Genomic DNA, 22,353 nt, shown 5'->3' with positions numbered 1-22,353 from the left:
CCATGAAGTTAATCCTTCGAGTAGTTCTAATCGGTTTGGCCGTTGCTTCTCCGATTCACGCACAGTCCCTCAAGCCGGGTGAGTGGCGTAGTTACACTTCGATGCGGGACGTCCGGGCAATAGCAGTCGCTGGTGACGGCCTTCATCTTTGGGCTGCGACCGGAGGCGGTGCGTTCCGCGTGAGTCTTCGCGATCCCGGCGAGCCAATCGTTGCACTCCGAACGACAGACGGCCTTTCGGAAAATGACTTGACCGCCGTCGCCTCGGATGGAGGAGACACATATCTGGGTGGTCGCACCGGCGCCTTCGATGTCTATCATAGTTCGAAGGGAACCATCGAGAAACTTGGCAGCGACATTCAACACTCGGGGTATCCGGGAAAGGCAATTAATTCGTTCGCGGTTAACGGGGATAGTATCATCATTGCGACGGCCTATGGCCTCGAGGTGTACCGGAAAAGCGGCGCATACTATGCGACGACCGTAGCTCAACTTGGAAGTAATGCGCATCGAGGTGACAGTGTCCGTCAAGCGATTGTTGCGGGTGGGTACATCTTTGCCGCGCTTCCGAGCGCGCTGGCATCTGCTCCCAAGGATAGCGATCTTCCAACCCCATCAAGCTGGTCGTTGACGACCGATAGTGTTGGCCTGGTTATGACACTCGCGTCCTTGGGTGGCAATGTGTGCGTCGGTACGTCCACCGGGCTGTATACGGTCTCTGCCAATCGGTTGTCCCTTGTGAGGACTTCGTTTCATGCGAGCATCGACCGCCTCGCTACATCCGGCGATACCCTATACATCCTCGATAGTCTCGGCAACGTTACCGCTACACACGATCTGCAAAACTTCACGCTCGAGCCGTTTGCGAGCACCCTCGGAAGCCATGTAAATGCTCTGAGCCCGGCACCGTATGTAACGCTGGTCCTTGGCACCTCATCGAGCGGGATTGGATACTCGGCCGGTGATTCAATTCATACCAGTATTTTCCCCGCGGGACCGATTAGCAATACGATTGCGGATCTCTATTTTTCATCTGCAACCGACAAGCTCTATCTGGCGAATAAGGGCGATGGCATTGGACTATTCCAGCCGGACAGCGAAAAATGGACTAACTACCGAAACGACGCAGGCGTGATCCCTAATGTAAAATGGGAGAATATCTTCTATGATTCGGTCCGAGATGTTACGTGGTTGATGACGACCGGCGATCCGATTGTCTTGCATGGCATTGGTGGTGCATCGCCAAGTTTTCAAACCATCGATGTGCATCATAATGGCTTGCCCACGAGTGATTACAAAGATCCGAATTCGGAATTTCTTTCCGCGCCCGGCCAGCCCATTCTGGATAATAGCGGACGCATCGTGCTGACTTCGTATGCGGGTCAGGGAGAAGCCCTATCCGTGATGGACCCAGGGACAACCTATCACTTTACCAATTATAAGCTTATTGATGCTTATGATTCGTGGGGTTGCGTCACGCAAGATCACGAAGGGAACTTCTGGGCCGGAGGATTCTTCTGGCAAGATGCGCCGGCTCCCGCCGGAGTTTCCTGGCATAACATGTCCACGCATGCCTATGGCAATATCGCCGGAGGCTCCGGACATCCGTTAGCAAGCAATTACGTGAATGCGCTGTTGACCGATCAGGATGATGAAATCTGGTGTGGAACCTCCTATGGACTCCAAATCATATCGAATCCGTACGCGATCCTGGAGCCCAATCCAGATTTGATTATCCGGCCAGTTGACTTTTTGAAGTTCCAAATCATTCACGCGATGGCCACCGATGGCGTCGGCAATAAGTGGATTGGTACCGAAAACGGGATTTTTGTCGTATCGCCTGATGGCTCCGATTCGGTCGCGCATTTTACGAAAGAGAATTCGCCGCTGATCGATAATACAATTTACACAATCGCGCTTGATCCAGGGCGCGGCGAGGCCTACGCTGGAACGCCGTCCGGAATTTCGCGCTTTAGTACGCTCTTCAAGCAGGGCAAACCAGACTACAGCCAGATCCGGGTGTACCCCAACCCGATCGTGCAGACCCGAGAGACAAGCCCGACTGTTTACATCGATGGGCTGGTTGCTGGTTCAACCGTCAAGATCTTCACGCTCGATCGGAAACTTGTGGCATCGATCAATGGTACGAATCTTGGCTCTATCGTCACCTGGAATGGCCGCGACGATCTGGGCCGGCAAGTGACAAGCGGGGAGTACCTCGTGACGGCCACATCGCCGCAAGCCTCGGATAATGGCGCGGCGAAGTTAGTTATCATCGGAAAATAGCGTTGTATTATGCCCACGTATGAATACCGGTGCCAGGCCTGTGGCCAGCGACTCGAAGCAGACCAGCGCATGAGCGATCCGCCGCTCGTGCTGTGTCCCAATTGCGGTAAGGAACAGTTGACGCGGATCGTCTCTGGTGGCGCCGGCGTGATCTATCGCGGCGAAGGCTGGTACGTCACCGATTATTCAAAAAAGTCTTCCGGCGGGAAAGACACTGCATCCCCGAGTGTGACGAAAAGCGATTCAACATCGAAAGGCGCATCGAACGACACATCGAAAGAGGCAACTTCAACCCCGAGCACCGATGCGCCGAGCACAGTAACAAAACCCTCCGCACCAAAGGTGGATTGATCCGCACCCAGTCGTGCGGAGCGTTCACGACGATATTTTGTTTAGGGCCGCTCATATCATTACAGAAACATCAGAACTCATGGCCAAGACCAAACTCCCACCATTTAAGAACGAAACCTACCTCGATTTCAGCCAGCCGAAAGAGCGCGCGGCAATGCTAAAAGCCCTGGCAGCGACGGGCAAGAACTTGAGTAAGAAATACCCGCTCGTTATCGGCGGAAAGAAGATTCACACGGAGCAGCATATCACGTCGCGCAACCCGGCTCGCCCGACCGAACTCATCGGCAGTTTCGCAAAAGGCGGACTTGACCACGCGCAACAAGCCCTCGATACCGCACTGGAAGCGTTCAAGACGTGGAGCCAGGTGCCGTTTGAAAAGCGTGTGAAGCTGTTGCTCACTGCCGCAAAGATCACCCGCCGCCGCCGCCTCGAAATCGACGCGTGGATGGTCCGCGAAGTGGGTAAGAACTGGTTGGAGGCCGACGCCGATACCTGCGAAGCAATCGACTTCATGGAGTTCTACGCCCGCGAAATGCTTCGACTCGGTGGTCCGCAGCCACTCGTGCAACTCAAAGGCGAAAAAGATTGGCTCGAGTATATTCCACTTGGCGTCGGTGTGATCGTCCCACCGTGGAATTTCCCCTTCGCGATTTTGGTGGGAATGAGTGCCGCCGCGATCGTGACCGGCAACACGATCGTGCTGAAGCCATCGAGCGACTCCCCGATGATGGGCTGGCTCTTTATGGAAATCATGGAAGAGGCCGGACTGCCAAAGGGCGTACTCAACTTCGTCACCGCGCCGGGTGGGGAAGTGGGCGATCATCTGGTCAATAGCCCAATTACGCGGTTTATCTCCTTCACAGGGTCGAAAGAGGTCGGATTGCGAGTCGCGCAAAACGCGGCAACACACCGCGCCGGACAAAAGTGGATCAAGCGCGTTGTCGCTGAAATGGGCGGCAAGGACGGTATTGTCGTTGCTAAGGATGCCGATCTGGATTCCGCTGCGGATGGCATCGTGGCCAGTGCCTTTGGATTCCAGGGACAAAAATGCTCCGCTTGCTCGCGCGTCATTATCGAGCAACCAGTTTATGCGAAGATGGTGCAGAAGATAGCCGATCGCGTCGCAGCGCTCGAAGTAGGCGATCCCTTAGAGAACAAGCGCGTCGGACCGGTCGTCAACGAGCGGGCATTCAACAGCATCAAGGGCTACATCGAGATTGGCCGCTCGGAAGGACGGATCGTTGCCGGCGGCGGAACGGTCGGAAGCGAAGGATACTTCATCGCACCGACTGTTGTTGCAGACCTTTCGCCAACATCACGCATGGCACAAGAGGAAATATTCGGACCCGTACTTGCGCTGATTCCAGTCAAGAACTTCAACGAAGCGATGGAAGTCGCAAATAACACGGAGTATGGACTCACGGGCGCTCTCTACTCGAAGAGCCGCAAGAATATCGAACGCGCCGAGCGTGACTTCTTCGTGGGCAATCTCTATATCAATCGCAAATGCACGGGCGCGATGGTTGGCGCCCATCCGTTCGGTGGATTCAATATGTCCGGCACCGATTCGAAAGCCGGCGGTCGGGATTATCTGCTCCTCTTTTTGCAGGGGAAGAGTATTGCGGAGAAGGTGATGAGTCCGGCGAAGACCAAGAGAACGATCACGAAAAGATGACGTAAATTGGTTTCCGAAGACCAACGAGCGGCATTCGGTGGATTTTGAATGTAACAATCGAGCCTCGTGGGGTGTCGCTCGGTGAAATGGCACCCACCATGAAATATAAGATTGTTGGAGTACTGTTGCTGGTCGCAGCTCTTGCTCCTCATGCGTACGCCCAAAATTCGTACTTCTGGCAGCAGGGCACGGCACCTTACGTCGGATCCGTCTACGATATACTTCTCGATTCGGCAAAGCAGGACGTGTTCGCGGCGACTGACAGTGGTCTGTATCGCCTCAGCAATCATCTCCAAACGTGGACGCAGCTCTCGACTCCATTCCCGGGTGGACGCGTGGCCAGGAGACTTGCCCGGTCGGCTGGCGGAGTTATCATCGCCGCATTGGTGGATGGCTCCATTGCTATGTCCTCGGATGAAGGCAGTTCATGGGCAATCAAACCGTGTCCCATTCCTGACTTCCAAATCCAGGGTGATTTTGCAGTCTCCCGAAATGGGACAATCGCCCAGATATCCTATAGTAATACTCAGAGCATTAGGCTGCTATTCATCACCCGAAGTGCGGATTCCGTCGGAACAGTAGTTGCACTGCCTTTGAGAGTCACACCATATTGTGTCGCATTTTATGGAGATAGCACGTTGCTCGTTGGAGCCAACGGGATGGTTCTGACCAGCGATTACGGGAAGACGTGGAGTTCGATTAAGTTTCACCAGCAGAGACTTCCATCTTCTACGACAATAAGCAGTATTGCCTGTTCTAAGGACGGGTTTGCTTGCGCTGTGGATTACTCCGGCTTTTACCGTTCCTCCGATTTGGTACACTGGGACAGTATGCAGTCGCCTATCGACCCCTGGGAGCTCAGCCCGGACTCCTGGGGGCTGATATCGATCGATTCACAAAATCAGGTTTACCTGTATGGAGCCAATAGACGCGGCTTATTCGTGTCCGCAAATCAAGGAGATTCCTGGCGCACGCTTCCGCAATATTACGGGTCGAACTGGGAGGTGCCATATACGATCTTGCGTGACAGGTTTGGGGATTTGATCGCAAATCCAGGAGCCAATCAATACGTTTATCCTTCAATCCTGACTCCGACCGATACGGCCTGGCGCGTGCCAAACTTTGGACTGCGAAATGATGGAGTTGGCGCTATTCATCAACTTGGCGATTCGCTTCTCGTTGTCGTTACGAGCACATATTCTGCTTTGTCGAAGGATGGAGGCAATAACTGGTTTTTGAGTGCCAAGCCGAATGGTGATCCTTTCTTGATTTCAAGTAAGGTGTGGTTGACGATTCACTATGGTGATCTCTATGAATCGCTTGATTCTGGACGTTCCTGGGAATTAGTCCCATCGTTCCCCGGAGAAGGCCAGCAGATTAGTAGTCATCGAGGATACTTGTTCATTCGTTTTGCTCAAGGCCTCTACCGTTCCAGCGATTTGGGCCTCTCGTGGGACACCATCATTCTGGCCGAGAACCCGTCGTGCATAGTATGGGCACCTGATGGGATGGGCTTTGGTCTCCATTCCATATACCAGTCTGGTACTATTAGTACTATTGATCTTCTGGTTACCACCGATGACGGGTATTCATGGAAGGATTTACCCTCGCTCCCATTCATTCTGAACGAAGGCACCTACATGACGATTGATTCGAGTGGAGTGATGTATGTTAATGGGGGAGATTCCCTCTGGCGCTCATCCGACCGAGGAGAGACCTGGCATCCGATTATGACATTCTCTCAGGATACTAACCCACCGGGTTGCTTGGTAGCGACATCAAAAGCGCTCTATCTCGGCACTACAAAAGGGGTATTTGCGTCGACTGACCACGGGGATTCCTGGCAGAATGTCGCTCCCCCGGTTGAAGTTGCTGGCGGCTTGTTCTATATGGAGTCTATGATGTTCGATCGTCAAGGCTACCTTTGGGTTACAAGCGCAGGGCTGTTCAGGAGTCGAACACCGATCATGGACCAGTTTAGTGCTGTTCAGACTCGTCCAATCGCTTCAACAGAATGGTCCTTCAACGTCGAGAATAATCGTTTAAGACTCACGCCTCCATCGGCATCCATAAGCCTCACACTTTACGCTTACAATCTGCTCGGTGTTTTGGCCGCGGAATGGCAACCTGCTCCTGGAATGTTGAGTGCTGGTACATCGGAGTATGATCTTTCCGGGCTTGCCTCCGGTTCGTATTTCTTCATTGCCAGGGCCGAGAGTGGCAGCTTTGGCTTCAGGATTGGTGTGGAACATTAGACATTTCTTCTTCTCTGATGCGCAGCTTAACCTCATCAATCTCAAAATCCGGAACGGGATCCCATGACTCAATCCGTGAGAACCAAACGCTCAGAAAGCCGTTTTTTGACTCCAATACGATGTACCTCACAACGGGACAACCGAAGAAGATCGCAACGGCCCTCGACTATGATCGATTGCCCGAGGGTGCGCCGTATCAATTGATAGGAGGGAAGCTGATGTTGAGTCCGATCCCATCGTTCTTTCACCAGAATATCGTCGGCGAACTCTTCGCTGAACTTCACGCCTTCGTTAGACAGTACGATCTTGGTAAGGTTGTGCTCTCACCGATGGATGTCCACCTTACGGTCGTGGATGTTTATCAGCCGGACCTGCTCTTCATCTGCAAGGAGAACTTGTCGCAGATCAATCCGAATGACCGAATCCGCATCGTGCCGGACCTTGTCGTCGAGGTGCTTTCTCCCTCGACCGAGGAACAAGACTACGTCAGGAAACGAATGATTTACGGCGAGTGCGGAGTGGCGGAGTATTGGATCGTCGATCCAGCGGAGCATACGGTTGAGGTGTTGCTCAATGACCAGGGCAGGTTCGAACGAGCTTCGTTCGTCAAGGAGCCCAGCGAGCTTACTTCCCCAATGTTCCCGGGCTTCTCTATGAGTCTACAGAAGCTCTTTCAGCATTGAGGATGCACCTCAATCTCATCAATCTCAAAGTCCAGGACTGGGACCGGATGGTCCTGTGGTATCAGGATGTGCTCGGGCTCACCGCGGTCTATCTCGAACCGCACGACAAGTACGGCCAGCTCGATGCGGGTGACGTGCGTCTCTCGCTGCATTCGGGCGGTGTGCTTGCGGAGGCAGGTGTGTCGAGGCTCTCGCTTCAATTTCAAGTCGAGAATCTATTGCAAGAAATCGAGCGATTGGAATCGCTTGGATGTGTCTTCTTCGACAAGCAACTCGCGACCGGCGAAGCCTATCGCATGGCGCAATTCCGCGACCCGGAAGGGAATGCGATCACGATTTACGAACTTCTATAGCTCGATAAACTGTCCCAGATGCGTTGAGAACGTTCGCGAGAGGAAGTCATTGAGCGGCTGATCGTTCTTCTCCTTCAGCCAGTCGCCATCCTTAAGATTGAAGCGGTGACCGGCGAAGTCGGCACTGATCCACAACTGTTCGAGCGGCGACTGTGGCGTGATGACGACCCGCTCGCCATCCGAGAATTCAATTTCGAGGACATCGCCTTTGCGTTGAAAGTCGAAGTCTTTACCGGCATCCACGAGATCGCTCAGTCGAGACTCGAGATCGCGGATGGTGGTATCGTAATTACGGGCAAAACCGGACATGGCATTTAGTGGTTATCCGTTACAAACCCGATATTGTCCCGCTGAATTCACACAGTTCTGAAGAACCTTGCCGGATGAAGAAGATTAACATTGTCTCGCTGCTCGATCAATCATATAAGCTCCTTGGGGGATACGATCTCCCGCTCCCGCGTAAACTTGCATACACCTGGGAATTGGCTACGCGGTATCGTGATGTTCAGCGCCATACTCTTCTGAGCTTCGAGAAATTTTCCTCGCTCTACCGGTATCTGAAGATGAGTGCTCCCATCGCGGGATCGATTGCAGAGTTGGGCGTCTATAAGGGCGGCGCTGCAAAGCTCACTGCAACGGTCGCGTCGAACAAGAAAGTGTTCTTGTTCGACACGTTCGAAGGGATGCCGAACGAGCAACCGATCGACAAGCACAAGGCAGGCGATTTTCAGGATACGTCGATCGAGCGTGTCTCCGACTTACTTCATGGCTTGACGAATGTCGTCTTTCGCAAAGGGTATTTTCCAGACACGGCAAAGGGATTGGAAGCAGAGCGGTTCTCCTTTGTTCACATCGATGGTGATCTCTACCAGTCCACGCTCGATGCACTCCAGTTCTTCTATCCGCGTATGGCGATCGGCGGAATCATCATCCTTGATGACTACGAATGGGAGCACTGCCCGGGGGTAAAGCAGGCAATGGATGAGTTCTTAGTGGGAAAGCCGGAGCAGCCGTTTGTTCGGCGGCAATATCAAGCGGTGCTGGTGAAGGAATAAGCACGATACCACTCATCAGTCGATCGGCATCCCCAGCTCTTTCCTGAGATAGAAAGCCGTATGGCTTCCGCTGGTGCTGAAGCGGCTGGCAACATCCTCCGGAGTGCCTTCATCGACGATGAGCCCACCGCCGGAGCCACCTTCGGGTCCCAGATCGATGACCCAGTCGGCCATCTTGATCACGTCGAGATTATGCTCGATCACGATGACAGTGTTGCCGCGCGCGCGGAGTGCGAGCAGCACATGCATCAGATGGCGGATGTCTTCAAAGTGGAGACCGGTGGTTGGTTCGTCCAAAATGTAGACGGTCTTGCCGGTCGCAAGTTTGGATAGCTCGGTTGCAAGCTTCACGCGTTGCGCCTCGCCGCCGGAAAGCGTCGGCGCGGGTTGACCCAGACGGATATAGCCCAGACCAACGCCCGAAAGTCCGCCGAGTTTGCGTTTGATGCGCGGAATCTCCGAGAAGAACTGCTCGGCTTCAGTGACGCTCATCGCGAGCACGTCCGCGATCGACTTGCCTTTGTAATGCACTTCCAGCGTCTCGCGGTTGTAGCGCTTGCCTTTGCAGACATCGCACGTGACATAGACATCGGGCAGGAAGCTCATCTCGATCTTCTTGACGCCATCGCCTTCGCACTCTTCGCAGCGGCCACTCTTGACGTTAAAGGAGAAACGACCAACTTTGTAGCCGCGAATCTTCGCCTCGGGTAGCGTTGCGAAGAAATCGCGGATGTGCGTAAAGAGTCCCGTGTAAGTGGCAGGATTCGAGCGTGGCGTGCGGCCGATCGGGGACTGATCGATCTCGATTACTTTGTCCACAAGGTCCAGGCCATCCACTTTCGTGAATGGCATCGGGACGGTGTGCGAGTTGTAGAAGTGCCGATTCAGAATTGGCGCCAGCGTCTCATTGATGAGCGTTGACTTGCCGCTGCCGGATACTCCAGTGATGCAGGTGAACGTGCCGATCGGAATTCGCAGATCGACGCTCTGCAAGTTGTTGCCGGTCGCGCCCTCAAGCACGATAGTCGCGTTTTCGCGAGGCTTCAGACGCTCCGCAGGAATTTCAAGTTGCTCCTCGCCAGAAAGATACCGGGCAGTCGGCGAATCGCCTGAAACGAAATACCCTTGGGACGGATGGGTCTCATGAGTCCCATGCGCCCCATCAGTCCCATTGCTCTTCGCGGACCATCCTCGAAAATATTCCGGTGGCCCATAGGCCACAAGGTGCCCACCATGTTCGCCAGCGCGCGGGCCAATATCGATCAACAGATCGGCGGACTCCATCATCTCGCGGTCGTGCTCTACGACGATGACGGTGTTGCCGAGATCGCGCAGTTGTTCGAGCGAGTGGATGAGCCGCCGGTTATCGCGCTGATGCAATCCGATGCTCGGCTCATCCAGAATGTAGAGCACGCCGACAAGCTGCGTGCCGATCTGAGTTGCCAGCCGAATACGCTGCGACTCGCCGCCTGAAAGCGAACGCGCCGAGCGGTCCAGCGAAAGATAGCTGAGTCCGACTTGCAGAAGGAATTCGAGTCGTGGGACAATCTCGCGCAGGATCGGCTCCGCGATCGTCTGTTTGGTGCCTTCGAATTTGAGCGAGCGGAAATACCCAACGGCCTCCACAAGTGATTGCGTGACGACATCCTTTACGTTCTTGCCATGGATGCGGATTGCGAGATGCTCGGACTTGAGCCGTCCGCCATTACACTCCGTGCAGGGACTCGCAGCCATGAACTCCTCGGCCCACGACCGTTGTGCCTCGGAGTTCGACTCGCCGTACCAGTATTTCAGCGTTTCGAGAATCCCGGCCCATTTGGTTTTGTAGAGACTCTTGCGTCCCGTGCCCGAGACCCAGTTGACCGTCATCTTCGTCTTGCCCGAGCCATTCATCAACGTATCGAGCAATTCCGGCGAAAGCTTTTCGATTGCAGTCGAGACTTGCTCGCCGAATGACGCATACACCGATTCGACCTGCGCCCAGAGCCAGTTCGATTTGGGCTTGCCGAACGGGATTATCGCGCCATCATCCGCGGATTTCGTTTTGTCCGGAATAATCAGGTCCAGCACGAAGTCGCGGATCTCGCCCAGACCATGGCAGCGCGGACACGCGCTCACCGCCGAGTTGAACGAGAACGTATTCGGCTGCGGCTCTTCGTACGACCGCCCGCAATTCGGACAGCTATACTTCTCGCTAAAGAGCATATCCTCCGAGGTAGTCTTGTCGCGTTCGATAACTGCCGTCATCACGCCCTTACCCATCTTGAGCGCAGTTGTGGCGGAGTCCGTCAATCGCTGGCGGATGCCATCGGCCAGCACGAGGCGATCAACGACAGCCTCGATCGTGTGCAGCTTGTACCGATCGACTTCGAGGCCATCCGTAATTTCCTGAATCTTCCCATCGACTCGAACGCGCGTATAACCTTGTCGCAGGGTATCGCGGAACAGCTCGCGGTAGTGTCCCTTGCGCCCACGAACGAGCGGCGCAAGGATCGTAATATGCGTACCCGATGGCTGACGCAAGAGAGCGTCGATGATCTGGTCGATGGTCTGTTTCTCGACGGGAAGATTACAATCAACGCAGAACTGCGTACCCGCGCGCGCGAAGAGGAGTCGAATGAAGTCGTAAATTTCGGTCACAGTGCCGACGGTCGAGCGCGGAGTCGAGCCGATGGTCTTTTGTTCGATCGAAATGGCCGGCGAGAGGCCGTCGATGTAATCGACATCGGGGCGGTCCATCATGTCGAGGAACTGCCGCGCGTAAGCCGAGAGCGATTCGACGTAACGGCGCTGGCCTTCGGCGTAGATCGTGTCGAACGCCAGCGAGGACTTGCCCGAACCCGAAATGCCGGTAATCACGACCAACTTCTCGCGCGGAATATCGACATCCACGCCCTTCAAATTATGCACGCGCGCACCCCGTACGACGATCATGTCGCTTGGTGAAATCTCGGTGTTGGGTTGTGCCTGTTTTGCCACTAATTAGAGCTTCGTTTTGCGTGCAACCTACCTACAACACCAAATCACCCGCTCCGTGTGCCGCGCGGTGCACCATTACTTGGTGGGTGTAGGGGCGAGCTCCAGCTCGCCCTTACGCGCGACCTGGAGGTCGCGCGTACACGGTGTTTGGCAGGAACGGGAGGCTTGATGCACCCGTTGCCTCTGCGGGTCACGTTTTCACACCTCCTCATGAGTTCAAAATCTTCGTTCTCGTCCGTGGTTGCGATTGCGGCCACGCTTTCCATTTTGGTTGTTGGAGTAACATCATCGGCGTCGGCTCAGTGGGTTCGAACCCGTGGACCGTATGGTGGGTCGGTTTCATCATTAGTCTCCGACGGGGCGACGGTATACGCCGGCACAGGAGCTGGTGTGTTCAAATCAACCGATTCTGGAGTGAGCTGGTCGGCTACGGCCTGGTTAGGGTTGGGATTGGGCAATACTTGGTCGCTCGCTCTCGACAATCGCACTCTCTATGCGGGAACTCAGGATAGTGGGCTCTATCGCTCAACGAATGCCGGAGTCACGTGGAATTATCTCGGACTATCAGGAGAAACCGTGTTTTCTATCGTTATCTCCACAAATACGGTGACTGCCGCGACAAACCGCGGGATATCCCGCACGACGAATGGTGGCGATCTGTGGCTTCCTTGTAATCGTGGACTGCCGGAAAACCGCAGGGGGCTGACGCTTGTGTCGCGCGATACTACTCTCATTGTCGGGACCGATAGTGGCCTCTTCCGCATGAGTCTGAACGATACAAGTTGGACGTGGATCAACTGCGGTTATTCTACGCTCAATATCCATCAATTTGCAGCGGATAGTTCGGGGGTGTGGTCCGCGACTTCCGGCGGTGTGTATCATTCGACTGATGAAGGCAAATCCTGGGACATTCTATTGTCTGCTTCTCCAAGTCGTCAATTCAGCTCGATCTTCGCCGATCACAATGTGGTCTATGCAGGGTCAACTGTTAACATATTTCGATCAACCGATCATGGTGGAACGTGGACCTTAGTTGATAGCACCGTCGCTCAATACGCGAATGCATTCGTGTCTTGTGGGAATACAGTGATCTGTGGTGGATTGTCGGGGATGTTTCGCACGTCAGACTCCGGGCTGTCATGGCTCGATGCAAATACTGGTATTGTTGCGCAATCCATTTATGCACTCGGTGCGGAGGGTAGTACCATATTTGCGAATGCCGAGAATAGATTCTGGATCTCACCGGATGCTGGTTCGACGTGGTATAGACCAAACACTCCAAATGGGATAAAGACCGTATCGTCGTTCGCCAGCATTGGCGCAATCTTTCTGGCAGGCTCCGACAATGGGATATTGCGATCCACCGATAGAGGGTTTACATGGAACACATCGAACGTAGGCCTAACTGATATAGGTGTCACCGCGTTGTTATCCACAGACTCGATTGTCTTTGCAGCGTGTGGCACGACACTGTTTCGTTCGGCAGACAGCGGAGTAACCTGGAATCAGAAGTCAACTGTGTCAGGCTCTTATCCGATTAATGAGATTGCAACACTAGGTAGGTACGTGCTTGTCAGCAGTGTTACACATCTTTTTCGGTCCAGCGATGATGGGCAGAGTTGGCCTGACACCGAGCGCATTATGTACTCTTCTGGAATCAATCGAATCATTTCAACTGGTGGCAGGCTCTTTGTTGCCGCGGCTGTAGGAATTTACGTTTCAGCAGATAGCGGTACCACCTGGACAAGAACAGACTGGGGGAAGGATGGTGGGGGCTCACCTGGCTGGGAAGTCTTTGACCTAGAGTCGAAGGGGACAAATCTCTTCGCAGCAGCAATCGACATAATGCAGGATTTTGGCTATGATTCGGCAGGCATCTTTCAATCCAGCGATCTCGGTGGATCATGGCATAGAGTCGACGACGGCTTGCCGAAGTTTGCAGTGGTCAGACAGCTAGCAGTCGGCAAGTATGATTTGTTTGCCGGTTCGAGTGGTGTTTGGCGGCGGCCACTTGGGGAGATGATCTCCGGGTTGTCAGTCAAAGGGTTAAGTGCAGTCCCGCTGGGGTTCACATTGCGAGCATCGCCAAATCCATTCTTCAATCGGGTGAGCATTGAGTATGATGCAAATTTGCGAGAGGGTGTCGAACTCAAAGTATTCAATTCGCTTGGGGTCGAAAAGGCAAGGTTATTCTCAGGCACGCTGGAAGCAGGGCCACACAGCTTCACTTGGGACGCTTCGGGTGTTGCGCCTGGGCTGTATGAGTGCATCGTTCACACGCGGGATGGGGTGCGTTCGCTGCCGATTTTGTTGATGCAATAAGCGGTGTGTAGGGGCGAGCTCCAGCTCGCCCTTACGCGCGACCTGGAGGTCGCGCCTACACCATTGGAACAATCTGCCTCGAAATCGGCTTAACTCGGCCACTTGTGAGGCAAGACCTTCTCACCACGGAGCATCTGCCGGCCGAGACCACCCAAACCCTACTCGACCGAAGCGATTACTATTTAGAGCTTCTAAAACGCCCCGGTCGATGGACCACCCCATCGTGGGCGATGGCCAAGCCCCCTCCTATCTCGCTCCGCTCGCAGGAGGGGGAGCCAATACTTAAAGGCTACACGATTGCGAACCTGTTTTTCGAGGCTTCCACGCGCACCCGGACATCATTCGAGCTTGCCGAGCGGCGGTTAGGCGCGGATGTCGTGACGCTTACACCAGCCGTCAGCAGCCTTTCGAAAGGGGAGTCGGTGCTGGATACCGTTCGGGTGCTCGAAGCGATGCGGTTGGATGCGATCGTCGTGCGCCATGCTTCTGCCGGCATTCCGCAGTTTCTTGCCGATCATCTTCCCGAGCACGTTCACGTTATCAATGCCGGTGATGGCGCGCATGAGCATCCGACACAAGCATTGCTCGATGCCGCCGAAATGCGTACAGCGTTGGGCGCTTTGCGCGGCAAGCACGTCGCGATCGTCGGCGATATTCTCCACTCGCGCGTGGCGCGATCGAATGTCTGGCTGTTGAAGTCGCTGGGCGCCCGAGTGACGTTCGTTGCGCCGGAGACGCTGATGCCGCGCGATGCCGCTGAAGTGTTTGGAATCAAGACCACCACGAATCTGGACGAAGTGCTTCCAACGGCGGACGCGATCATGATGCTTCGAATTCAACTCGAGCGTCAGGCGCGCGGATTCTTCCCGAGTCTTGAAGAGTACCGCGCGCAATACGGCATGACGCCCGAGCGGATGTCACGCTCGAAAGCGCTCATCCTGCATCCGGGACCGATCAACCACGGCATCGAACTCGATAGCGAGACTGCGTACGGTGAGCGTTCGCTGGTGCTGCGTCAAGTCAAGCGGGGCGTGGCCGTGCGCATGGCCGTTCTCGAGTTGCTGTTTTCAATTACGAGTTAGGAATTAGGAATTACGAATGAGCGCCTCATTAATCGTCATTGCGAGAAGCGACGAAGGAGCGACGAAGCAATCCCTTCTAGGATTGGCTCGGACTTCGTGCATGGGATTGCTACGTCGGGCGTGAGATCATCGATGATCTCACTAGCCCTCCTCGCAATGACACTCGATCAGAGAATCAATACAGTATGAACCTTCTTCTCAAAAACGCGCGCCTCATCGACCCCTCGCAGAATCGCGACGAGACTGGACTCGACATTGAAATTCGGGACGGCAAGATTGCACGTATTGGCAAAGGTCTTAAGTCGGATTTCGATGCACGCGATCTCAAGGGTGCGGTCGTTGCGCCGGGGTTTTGCGACATGCACGTCCATCTGCGCGAGCCAGGTCAGGAGCACAAGGAGACGATCCAGTCGGGCCTGAATGCGGCGATGTCGGGTGGCTTCACGGCCATCTGCTGCATGCCGAACACCGAGCCGCCGGTCTCAGACCCGTTTGTCGTCAGCTTCATCAAAGAGAAGGCTCGCGGTCACTTAGTCGATCTCGCGATTTGCGGTACTATGACGAAGGCCCGAAAAGGGGAGGAACTTGCCCCGATTGCATCGCTCGCCGAAGCCGGTGTGCGAATGATCTCGGACGATGGCTCAGCCGTCAGTAACGCGATGGTCATGCGGCGCGTCTTCGAGTATGCGAAAATGTTCGACTTGCTCGTGACGCAACACTGCGAAGAGCACACGCTGACAGCCTCGGCGCCGATCAACGAGGGAAAGATTTCGACGAAGCTTGGACTGACCGGATGGCCATCCGTGGCGGAGGAGATTATTATCGCGCGGGATATTCTTTTGGCCGAGTATGTCGGCGGCGTCCGATATCATGCGGCACACGTTAGCACTGCCGGTTCAGTCCGGCTGATCCGCGAGGCCAAAGCGCGCGGCGCCAAAGTGTCCTGCGAAGTGACGCCTCATCATTTCACGCTAACGGATGAATCAATAGAGACCTATGGGACGCAGGCGAAGATGAACCCGCCGTTGCGCACGCAGGAGGACATCAATGCAATCATTGCCGGCCTTCGCGATGGCACAATCGACGCAATCTCGACCGACCACGCTCCGCACGCCGCGCACGACAAAGAGACCGATATTGTAAGTGCGGCCTTCGGAATTATTGGGCTCGAAACAGCAATTCCGATTGGCCTCACACAGCTTGTTGCGACGGGACACCTTACGCTTTCCGAGTACATTGTGCGATGCTCGACGAATCCGCGGGGGTTACTTGGGTTGCCAGCTATTCGGATTCTGGAAGGTGAGCCCGCTTCCATGACGATTTTCGCTCCGGACGATCGGTGGCGCTTCGCGGAGAGTGATATCCGGTCAAAATCCCATAACACGCCTTTTGTCGGTTCGGAATTTACGGGAAGAGTAATTGGGACGCTGAATAATGGGCAAGCTTTCTGGAGCAGAAACTAGGGGTTTTCTCATTAATATTGCGTAATTTATTCTTCCACTGGGTAACAAATCTATCCGGCATCTGTTTATAAAATGTGCCATTAAGTTGCCTGGCATGAAGTTTTGGGACTGGCCTGGAAATTGTCATCCTTTTTCGTGAAGTCTTAGATTGTGAACAGTGAAAGGATTCTTGACCGTCATAATCAGCTAAATTGATAGAAATCCAAAACCATAGCTGTAACAAACCCATAACCGATTTCGTAGAAGATTTGAAAGCAGTAGAGCAGTGAGATCAACGATGATCTCCTCATAGCTCAATAGGTTTAGCCGGGATCTAGGGACAACCCCGGCTATTTGAAGACACAACACAACTCAATCAGGCCTCGGGTAACTCTCACCACCCGAGGTTTTTTTTTGTGGTTGTCGTATTTTTGTGGCGACGGCTTCGGCGCGAGCGTTGTTAGGGCGCCGACCTCCATTCGCGGCACGTTGCTGCGCTACCACATAAAATGAAATACGCAAACTCGATCCTCGATTTCGTCGGTAACACACCGTTGCTCAAACTGCAGCGCGTCGTTTCGAAAGACCTCAAAAGCACGGTACTCGTCAAGCTCGAAGAACTCAATCCGGGTGGTTCCGTCAAGGACCGGATCGGTATTCGCATGATCGAGGATGCCGAAAAGTCGGGGCGCCTGAAACCGGGGGGTACGCTCGTCGAGCCGACCAGCGGGAACACCGGTATCGGGATGGTCCTCGCCGCCACTCAGAAAGGCTACAAGTGTGTGTTCGTCATGACGGACAAAGCTTCGATGGAGCGGGTCCGTTACCTGCGTGCAATGGGTGCGGAGATCGTGATCGTTTCGAGCGCCGCAAAGGCAAGTTCACCGGAGTACTATTACAACACAGCGGTTCGGCTGTCGCAGGAAATTCCGGGCGCGATCATGTTGAACCAGTACGATAATCCGAAGAACCCGGAAGCGCATTACGTCTCGACCGGTCCCGAAATTTGGAACGACACTGATGGCGAGGTCACCCACTTCATCGCCGGCATGGGCACGGGCGGGACGATCAGCGGCACCGGCCGATTCTTGAAAGAGAAGAACAAGAATATCCAGGTCGTCGCCGCCGATCCGGTTGGCTCGGCGATCAAGACTTTCAAGGACACCAACCGTCTTGTCGAGGCGCTACCGTATTTAGTCGAGGGTGTCGGGCAGGAGCGTATCCCGGCAAATCTGCAACTTAAGTACATCGACGACATCATCAATGTGCAGGATAAAGATAGTTTCATGATGGCGCGTCGCCTCGCAAGAGAAGAGGGGATTCTCTGCGGCGGATCGTCGGGCATGAACGTGTGGGCTGCACTCCGCGTGGCCGAACGTGCCCCGGCGGGAAGCGTGATCGTCACGATCATTTGCGACACCGGTGAGCGCTATCTCACAAAACACCACTCCGACGAGTGGCTGCGCGATAAGCGATTGCTCGAAGCCGACCGCCTTTCGATCGGTGTGCTGGCGGGGATGAAAAAGTCCCGCGTCGAGAAGCTGGTCAGCGTTTCGCCGCATGATTCGGTCCGCGAGGCAATCGGTCGCATGGATACCTCCGGTATCTCGCAGCTTCCGGTAATCGATTCCGAAGGCAAGTCCATCGGTTCGGTCCGCGAATCCCGGCTTATGGCGCGTGCGCTCGAAGACCGCGCGATACTCGAACAGCCGATCATCGATGTAATGGAAGCGTCATTTCCGGTTGTGGACGAGATGGTCGATACCAAGAGTTGCGTCGCACTGCTGAAGGATTCGCCCGCGCTGCTGATCGAGGAGTTCGGCCGCGTCACCGGCATTGTCACACGGCACGATGTGCTGGAGTATTTGTAGAATCCAGGTACCAGTGGCGGGGAATTCACTCAGGCCACCGAACCACTAGTGAGGATCGGTGTTGGGTTTGCACAACTCAAACCCAATGAAGCAGTGTATTGTCGTAGAACTTACCGCCTCTGAGTGTCTGGATCGGACACCCGATGAGATTATCGATGCCGTCAAGCAACAGTCGATCGATCTTGGCCCCAAGCGGGCATTTGTGACTTTTCACTCTCTGGAATTCGTCAGAGATTTGCTGTTGATTGCCGAAAAACCCACAATATAGCGTTCGACTCGAGGGCGGTTCGCGAGGCTGCCCATTGTGGTACTCGCATCTGGCACGAAGCGCGGGAGTATTTTGTAAGAAGACAGATTGTTTTCTACATTACCTCGATTTTATGCGAGCACTCCGCTACGTCTTTCTTTTCGTTGTCCCATCAACCATTCTGGCAGTATCCTGCCGGACGGCTTCCATGCCGGAATCCGAGTTGAACCTCGGATTCGAGCAGCGCGAGTCTGACAATACGCCCTCGCATTGGTATGTCGGTGGGGATGGCTACGTGGCCACGCTGGATAGCTCGATCGTGCATGGTGGCCGCTACAGTCTGCACTTAAAGTACGATCACGAAGGAGCCGATCCGCACAGCAGCTTTGGCGTTGGGACCTCCACATTTCCCATCGCGGCGGCCAGGGGGAAGACCATCCGGCTCAGCGGATGGATCCGCACGAAAGAAGTAACCAAATCCGCCGGCCTCTGGCTTCGGGTCGATGGTCCAGGTGGCGTGCTTGCTTTCAATAATATGTATGACAGTGCCGTCAACGATACGCGCGATTGGAAGCGATACTCTTTCGAATTGCCGGTCGATACCAGCGCGATCAATATCAATTTCGGTGTGCTGTTGAATGGACATGGCGATGCATGGTATGACGATCTGGAGATTCAGCTCGATAGCAAGCCGTATGTTGAACCCATTCCCTTCGAAGCAACATCGGCGCAACTGGACTGGCTCAAGCAGCATGCGAGCCCGATCAAGACGGTCGATGCCGGACATGGCTTCGACGATCTCGCGGTGCTTCATAATTTTATCGGCTCGGCGAAGATCGTCGGAGTGGGCGAGGCCACACACGGGACATCCGAGTTTTTTCGAATGAAGCACCGGGTGCTCGAATACCTCGTCGAAAAAGAGGGCTTCAATATTTTCGCCATCGAAGCAAACATGCCCGAGTGCGAGCGGATTAACGAGTATGTGCTGACGGGTCAGGGCGATCCCAAGAAACTGCTCGCCGGGATTTACTTCTGGACCTGGGACACGCAGGAAGTGCTCGACATGATCGAGTGGATGCACGCGTACAACGCGTCTGGAAAGGGAAGACTTCAGTTTGCCGGATTCGACATGCAGACTGCCCGCGTGGCGGCGGATGAAGTTGAGAGTTACGTGAAACGAGCGGACCCGAAGTTTAGCGATTCGGTCACCAGAGCCTACTCCATCGTTCGCGATGTCGAAGATGTGATGTGGTCGAGCGATAAAGCCAAGGCGGCCGTGAAGGATTGGGCCGCTCTGGCAGGCGCCACTGAAGTAATTAATCATCTCGAAGCGAATCAGGCGCGATATGTGCGATCGTTGCCGAGCGGCATGGTCGACCGGATGATTCAGAATGCGCGCATCGTCGAGCAGGCCGTCGCAGAGAAGACAGCGATGACCGGTGGGCTGCGCGATTCTTGTATGGCACTGAATATTGCCTGGATCGAGACTCACAATCCAGGTGCGCGGATTATGGTGTGGGCGCACAATGGTCACATTTCAAAGTCCCGAGGTCACATGGGTAGTTGGCTAAGCAAGCGGTATGGTACACAGTACGTCAATATCGGATTTGCGTTCAACGATGGTACCTATACGGCCATAACGCAATCACATGGTGGACCGATGGCCATCACCGCTTCGCCGGCGAAATTAGGATCGCTCGAGTATACTCTCCATGCCACGCAGTTACCAATGTTCTTTTTGAACCTGCGTGATGCCAAGCCAAGCGACCCGAACGCCGCGTGGCTTACTAAGCCACTACCTGTGCGCAGCATCGGTGCCGTCGAAGACAATATGTATTGGACGCAGACCCTCCCGGAGGAATACGACGGTTTGATTTACATCGATCACTCAACGGCATCACACCTATTGCCGAAGTTTTAGGCACTCGCAATTGCCCTTGCCAACCGGCACTATCCGCTACGGCTCGCACTTTGAATGGTATCATGGTCACGAAGCGACTCATCGCACTCTCCGTCTTCGTTGCGTTTGCGTTAACAAGCGCCAGTTCTCTGCACGCGCAGTGGGTGCTTGCCGTGAGAGCACTCACCTCGGTGGGCCAGGACCTCTATGCGGGTATTGCTGCTTATCCCCAGTCTTCAGGTGAGCCGTCATACGATGGTATCCTGCGTTCAACTGATCAGGGAGCAAGTTGGCATGATATCGGGCTTGCGCGTGAAACAGTCTTCGCGATTGTAGCCACGCGTGGTACATTAGTTGTGTCCGCTACCAGTGGCGTCTATTACACGAGGGACTTTGGCAAGACTTGGATCCCAGACACAAGTTTAGGTAGCCCGACAATTTCATTTTGTCTCAAAGATTCGAGCCTATATGCCGGGACGTCAGCCGGGATTTACCGTTCGACGGGCCAAGGGACTCATTGGTCGCATGTTGGCCTCTCAGACATGATTGTGGCAATCGCCGCCAGTGACACCGAAATTTTCGCCGGAGGCGGCCTCCATTACGGCCAAAGCGTGTATAGATCAACGGATAATGGTCTAACGTGGTCGATCGTCGGCCCAAAATATTCTAAAACATTAGCCTTGGCCAAGATAGGCTCGAAGTTAGTCCTTAGTACATATAGAGATGTGCCCGCCGATGTGATTTTTACTTCATCCGATAACGGAGAGACCTGGGATTCTACGCTTGCCGAGGATTGTATGGCCTTCGCACAATCCGGATCTTATCTTTTCGCTGGTACCTCTGGTCATAGTATATTCATTTCCACTGATACGGGACAAACCTGGACCAACGCTGCGATTCTTGATGCAGGTGTAACCGCATTGGCCGTATCGGATAATTACCTCGTGGCCGGAACGTCGAGTGGTGAGCTCTCCCGATTTGCTATCTCTGATCTGATTCGCGCGAGAGGAGTATCTGAGACTCCTGCGCAGCAGAATAAGTTTAGCGTTTACCCCAATCCCTTCTCCCAAACCACCACGATCTCCTTCACGCCGGAGTCGAGCGGCTATACCGAGATCTCGGTCGTGAACCTGCTGGGCGTGGAGGTTGCGCGGATATTCTCAGGCGAGGTGGCGGCGGGGGAGCATACCTTCATATGGGACGCGGCCAAGATGGCCGCGCCACGCGGGCTGTACGAATGTCTTGTGCGGATGAACGGGCGGGTTGAGAAGCTACCAATCATGCTCACTCGCTGATTGAGAATTGGGCGGCTGCTTCGCCATGGGTACTATTCAGTGCCGGAGGCACGGAGTACGCGCAGCCCAGGGTGGAGCGGAGCGGAACCCTGGGTCACGGAATCGCAACAATAGTTATTAGCCCTGAAAGGGCGATGTACATCGCCCCTTCGGGGCTTTTGATTTTTGATTGGATCCCAATCCCAGCATTCCGCTTTGGCGCACCATAGGCGCGCCTCGCTTCATGCTGGGCTGCGAGTACTCCGTCCCTTCGGGACTCGATTTCAAAACGACCGTTCGTTTTTGTCGTATATTGGCACCGGCTATTATGGGCACCTCTTTCGGGGAAAATATGAAATATGAAGTATGAAATATGAAACGGGTGCCTCCAATTAGAAGGGATGTACTACTATGGCACTAATGATTCCGGGCGTGCGGCGAATCCATCGGGAGCTATCGATCGAGCGGTTGTTTGGGCTGGCCGATCCGCCGCCTGTCCGGTCGCTCTATCACTATGAAGGACTGAAAGGCAAGATCGACGTGCCGAGCGAGTCGATTACGATGATCCTCTCACGGGAC

Annotated in this window: 16 protein-coding genes; 14 read left to right on the top strand and 2 right to left on the bottom strand. The window is 54.5% G+C overall.

The window, feature by feature from the left end; genetic code table 11:
- The first annotated feature begins 2 nt into the window (after positions 1–2).
- The 6 genes from Q8902_14625 (at position 3) to Q8902_14600 (ending at position 7,602) form a co-directional block, all read left to right on the top strand.
- The gene (locus tag Q8902_14625) at positions 3–2,285 is read left to right on the top strand and encodes a hypothetical protein (protein ID MDP4200792.1); all 2,283 of its coding nucleotides are present in this window, start codon (positions 3–5) and stop codon (positions 2,283–2,285) included.
- Between the two features lie 9 nt (positions 2,286–2,294).
- Entirely contained in the window at positions 2,295–2,636 is a 342-nt protein-coding gene (locus tag Q8902_14620) for a zinc ribbon domain-containing protein (GenBank protein ID MDP4200791.1), read from the top strand.
- A gap of 79 nt (positions 2,637–2,715) precedes the next feature.
- Positions 2,716–4,311, top strand: coding sequence for an L-glutamate gamma-semialdehyde dehydrogenase (pruA, locus tag Q8902_14615; protein MDP4200790.1), 1,596 nt, complete (start codon positions 2,716–2,718; stop codon positions 4,309–4,311).
- A gap of 98 nt (positions 4,312–4,409) precedes the next feature.
- Positions 4,410–6,566, top strand: coding sequence for a hypothetical protein (locus Q8902_14610; protein ID MDP4200789.1), 2,157 nt, complete (start codon positions 4,410–4,412; stop codon positions 6,564–6,566).
- A gap of 17 nt (positions 6,567–6,583) precedes the next feature.
- Entirely contained in the window at positions 6,584–7,249 is a 666-nt protein-coding gene (locus tag Q8902_14605) for a Uma2 family endonuclease (GenBank protein MDP4200788.1), read from the top strand.
- Positions 7,250–7,251: 2 nt separating this feature from the next.
- Positions 7,252–7,602 (top strand): VOC family protein, encoded by a 351-nt coding sequence (locus Q8902_14600; protein MDP4200787.1) that lies wholly within the window; start codon positions 7,252–7,254, stop codon positions 7,600–7,602.
- Here Q8902_14600 and cyaY read toward each other — a convergent pair.
- Positions 7,597–7,911, bottom strand: coding sequence for an iron donor protein CyaY (cyaY, locus tag Q8902_14595; GenBank protein MDP4200786.1), 315 nt, complete (start codon positions 7,909–7,911; stop codon positions 7,597–7,599). The two genes, Q8902_14600 and cyaY, sit on opposite strands and share 6 nt — an antisense overlap.
- Before the next feature lie 74 nt (positions 7,912–7,985).
- On the opposite strand from cyaY, the gene Q8902_14590 reads away from it, so the two are divergent.
- Entirely contained in the window at positions 7,986–8,657 is a 672-nt protein-coding gene (locus Q8902_14590) for a TylF/MycF/NovP-related O-methyltransferase (GenBank protein MDP4200785.1), read from the top strand.
- Between the two features lie 15 nt (positions 8,658–8,672).
- Here Q8902_14590 and uvrA read toward each other — a convergent pair whose 3' ends face one another.
- Positions 8,673–11,591 (bottom strand): excinuclease ABC subunit UvrA, encoded by a 2,919-nt coding sequence (gene uvrA / locus Q8902_14585; protein ID MDP4200784.1) that lies wholly within the window; start codon positions 11,589–11,591, stop codon positions 8,673–8,675.
- 255 nt (positions 11,592–11,846) lie between these two features.
- Between uvrA and Q8902_14580 the strand changes: the two genes are divergently transcribed.
- The 7 genes from Q8902_14580 to Q8902_14550 all read left to right on the top strand — a co-directional run bounded on the left by Q8902_14580 (position 11,847) and on the right by Q8902_14550 (position 21,795).
- Positions 11,847–13,958, top strand: a complete 2,112-nt coding sequence (locus Q8902_14580; GenBank protein MDP4200783.1) for a hypothetical protein — start codon at positions 11,847–11,849, stop codon at positions 13,956–13,958.
- 104 nt (positions 13,959–14,062) lie between these two features.
- On the top strand, positions 14,063–15,040 hold the full coding sequence (locus tag Q8902_14575) for an aspartate carbamoyltransferase catalytic subunit (protein MDP4200782.1): 978 nt from the start codon (positions 14,063–14,065) through the stop codon (positions 15,038–15,040).
- Between the two features lie 185 nt (positions 15,041–15,225).
- Positions 15,226–16,503: a dihydroorotase gene (locus Q8902_14570; GenBank protein MDP4200781.1), complete on the top strand. Its 1,278-nt coding sequence runs from the start codon at positions 15,226–15,228 to the stop codon at positions 16,501–16,503.
- Between the two features lie 488 nt (positions 16,504–16,991).
- Positions 16,992–18,353, top strand: a complete 1,362-nt coding sequence (locus Q8902_14565; GenBank protein MDP4200780.1) for a cysteine synthase — start codon at positions 16,992–16,994, stop codon at positions 18,351–18,353.
- 85 nt (positions 18,354–18,438) lie between these two features.
- Complete coding sequence (locus Q8902_14560) at positions 18,439–18,621, top strand: hypothetical protein (GenBank protein MDP4200779.1); 183 nt, start codon at positions 18,439–18,441, stop codon at positions 18,619–18,621.
- A gap of 112 nt (positions 18,622–18,733) precedes the next feature.
- Positions 18,734–20,521 (top strand): erythromycin esterase family protein, encoded by a 1,788-nt coding sequence (locus Q8902_14555; GenBank protein ID MDP4200778.1) that lies wholly within the window; start codon positions 18,734–18,736, stop codon positions 20,519–20,521.
- A gap of 62 nt (positions 20,522–20,583) precedes the next feature.
- A complete protein-coding gene (locus tag Q8902_14550; protein MDP4200777.1) occupies positions 20,584–21,795 on the top strand; it encodes a hypothetical protein in 1,212 nt (403 codons plus the stop codon).
- Positions 21,796–22,353: the final 558 nt, after the last annotated feature.

The sequence above is a fragment of the Bacteroidota bacterium genome (assembly GCA_030706745.1).
GTDB lineage: Bacteria > Bacteroidota > Ignavibacteria > Palsa-1295 > Palsa-1295 > PALSA-1295.
The sequence above is the reverse complement of the archived record's forward strand: the minus strand, read 5'-3'. Positions and strand labels throughout refer to the sequence as shown.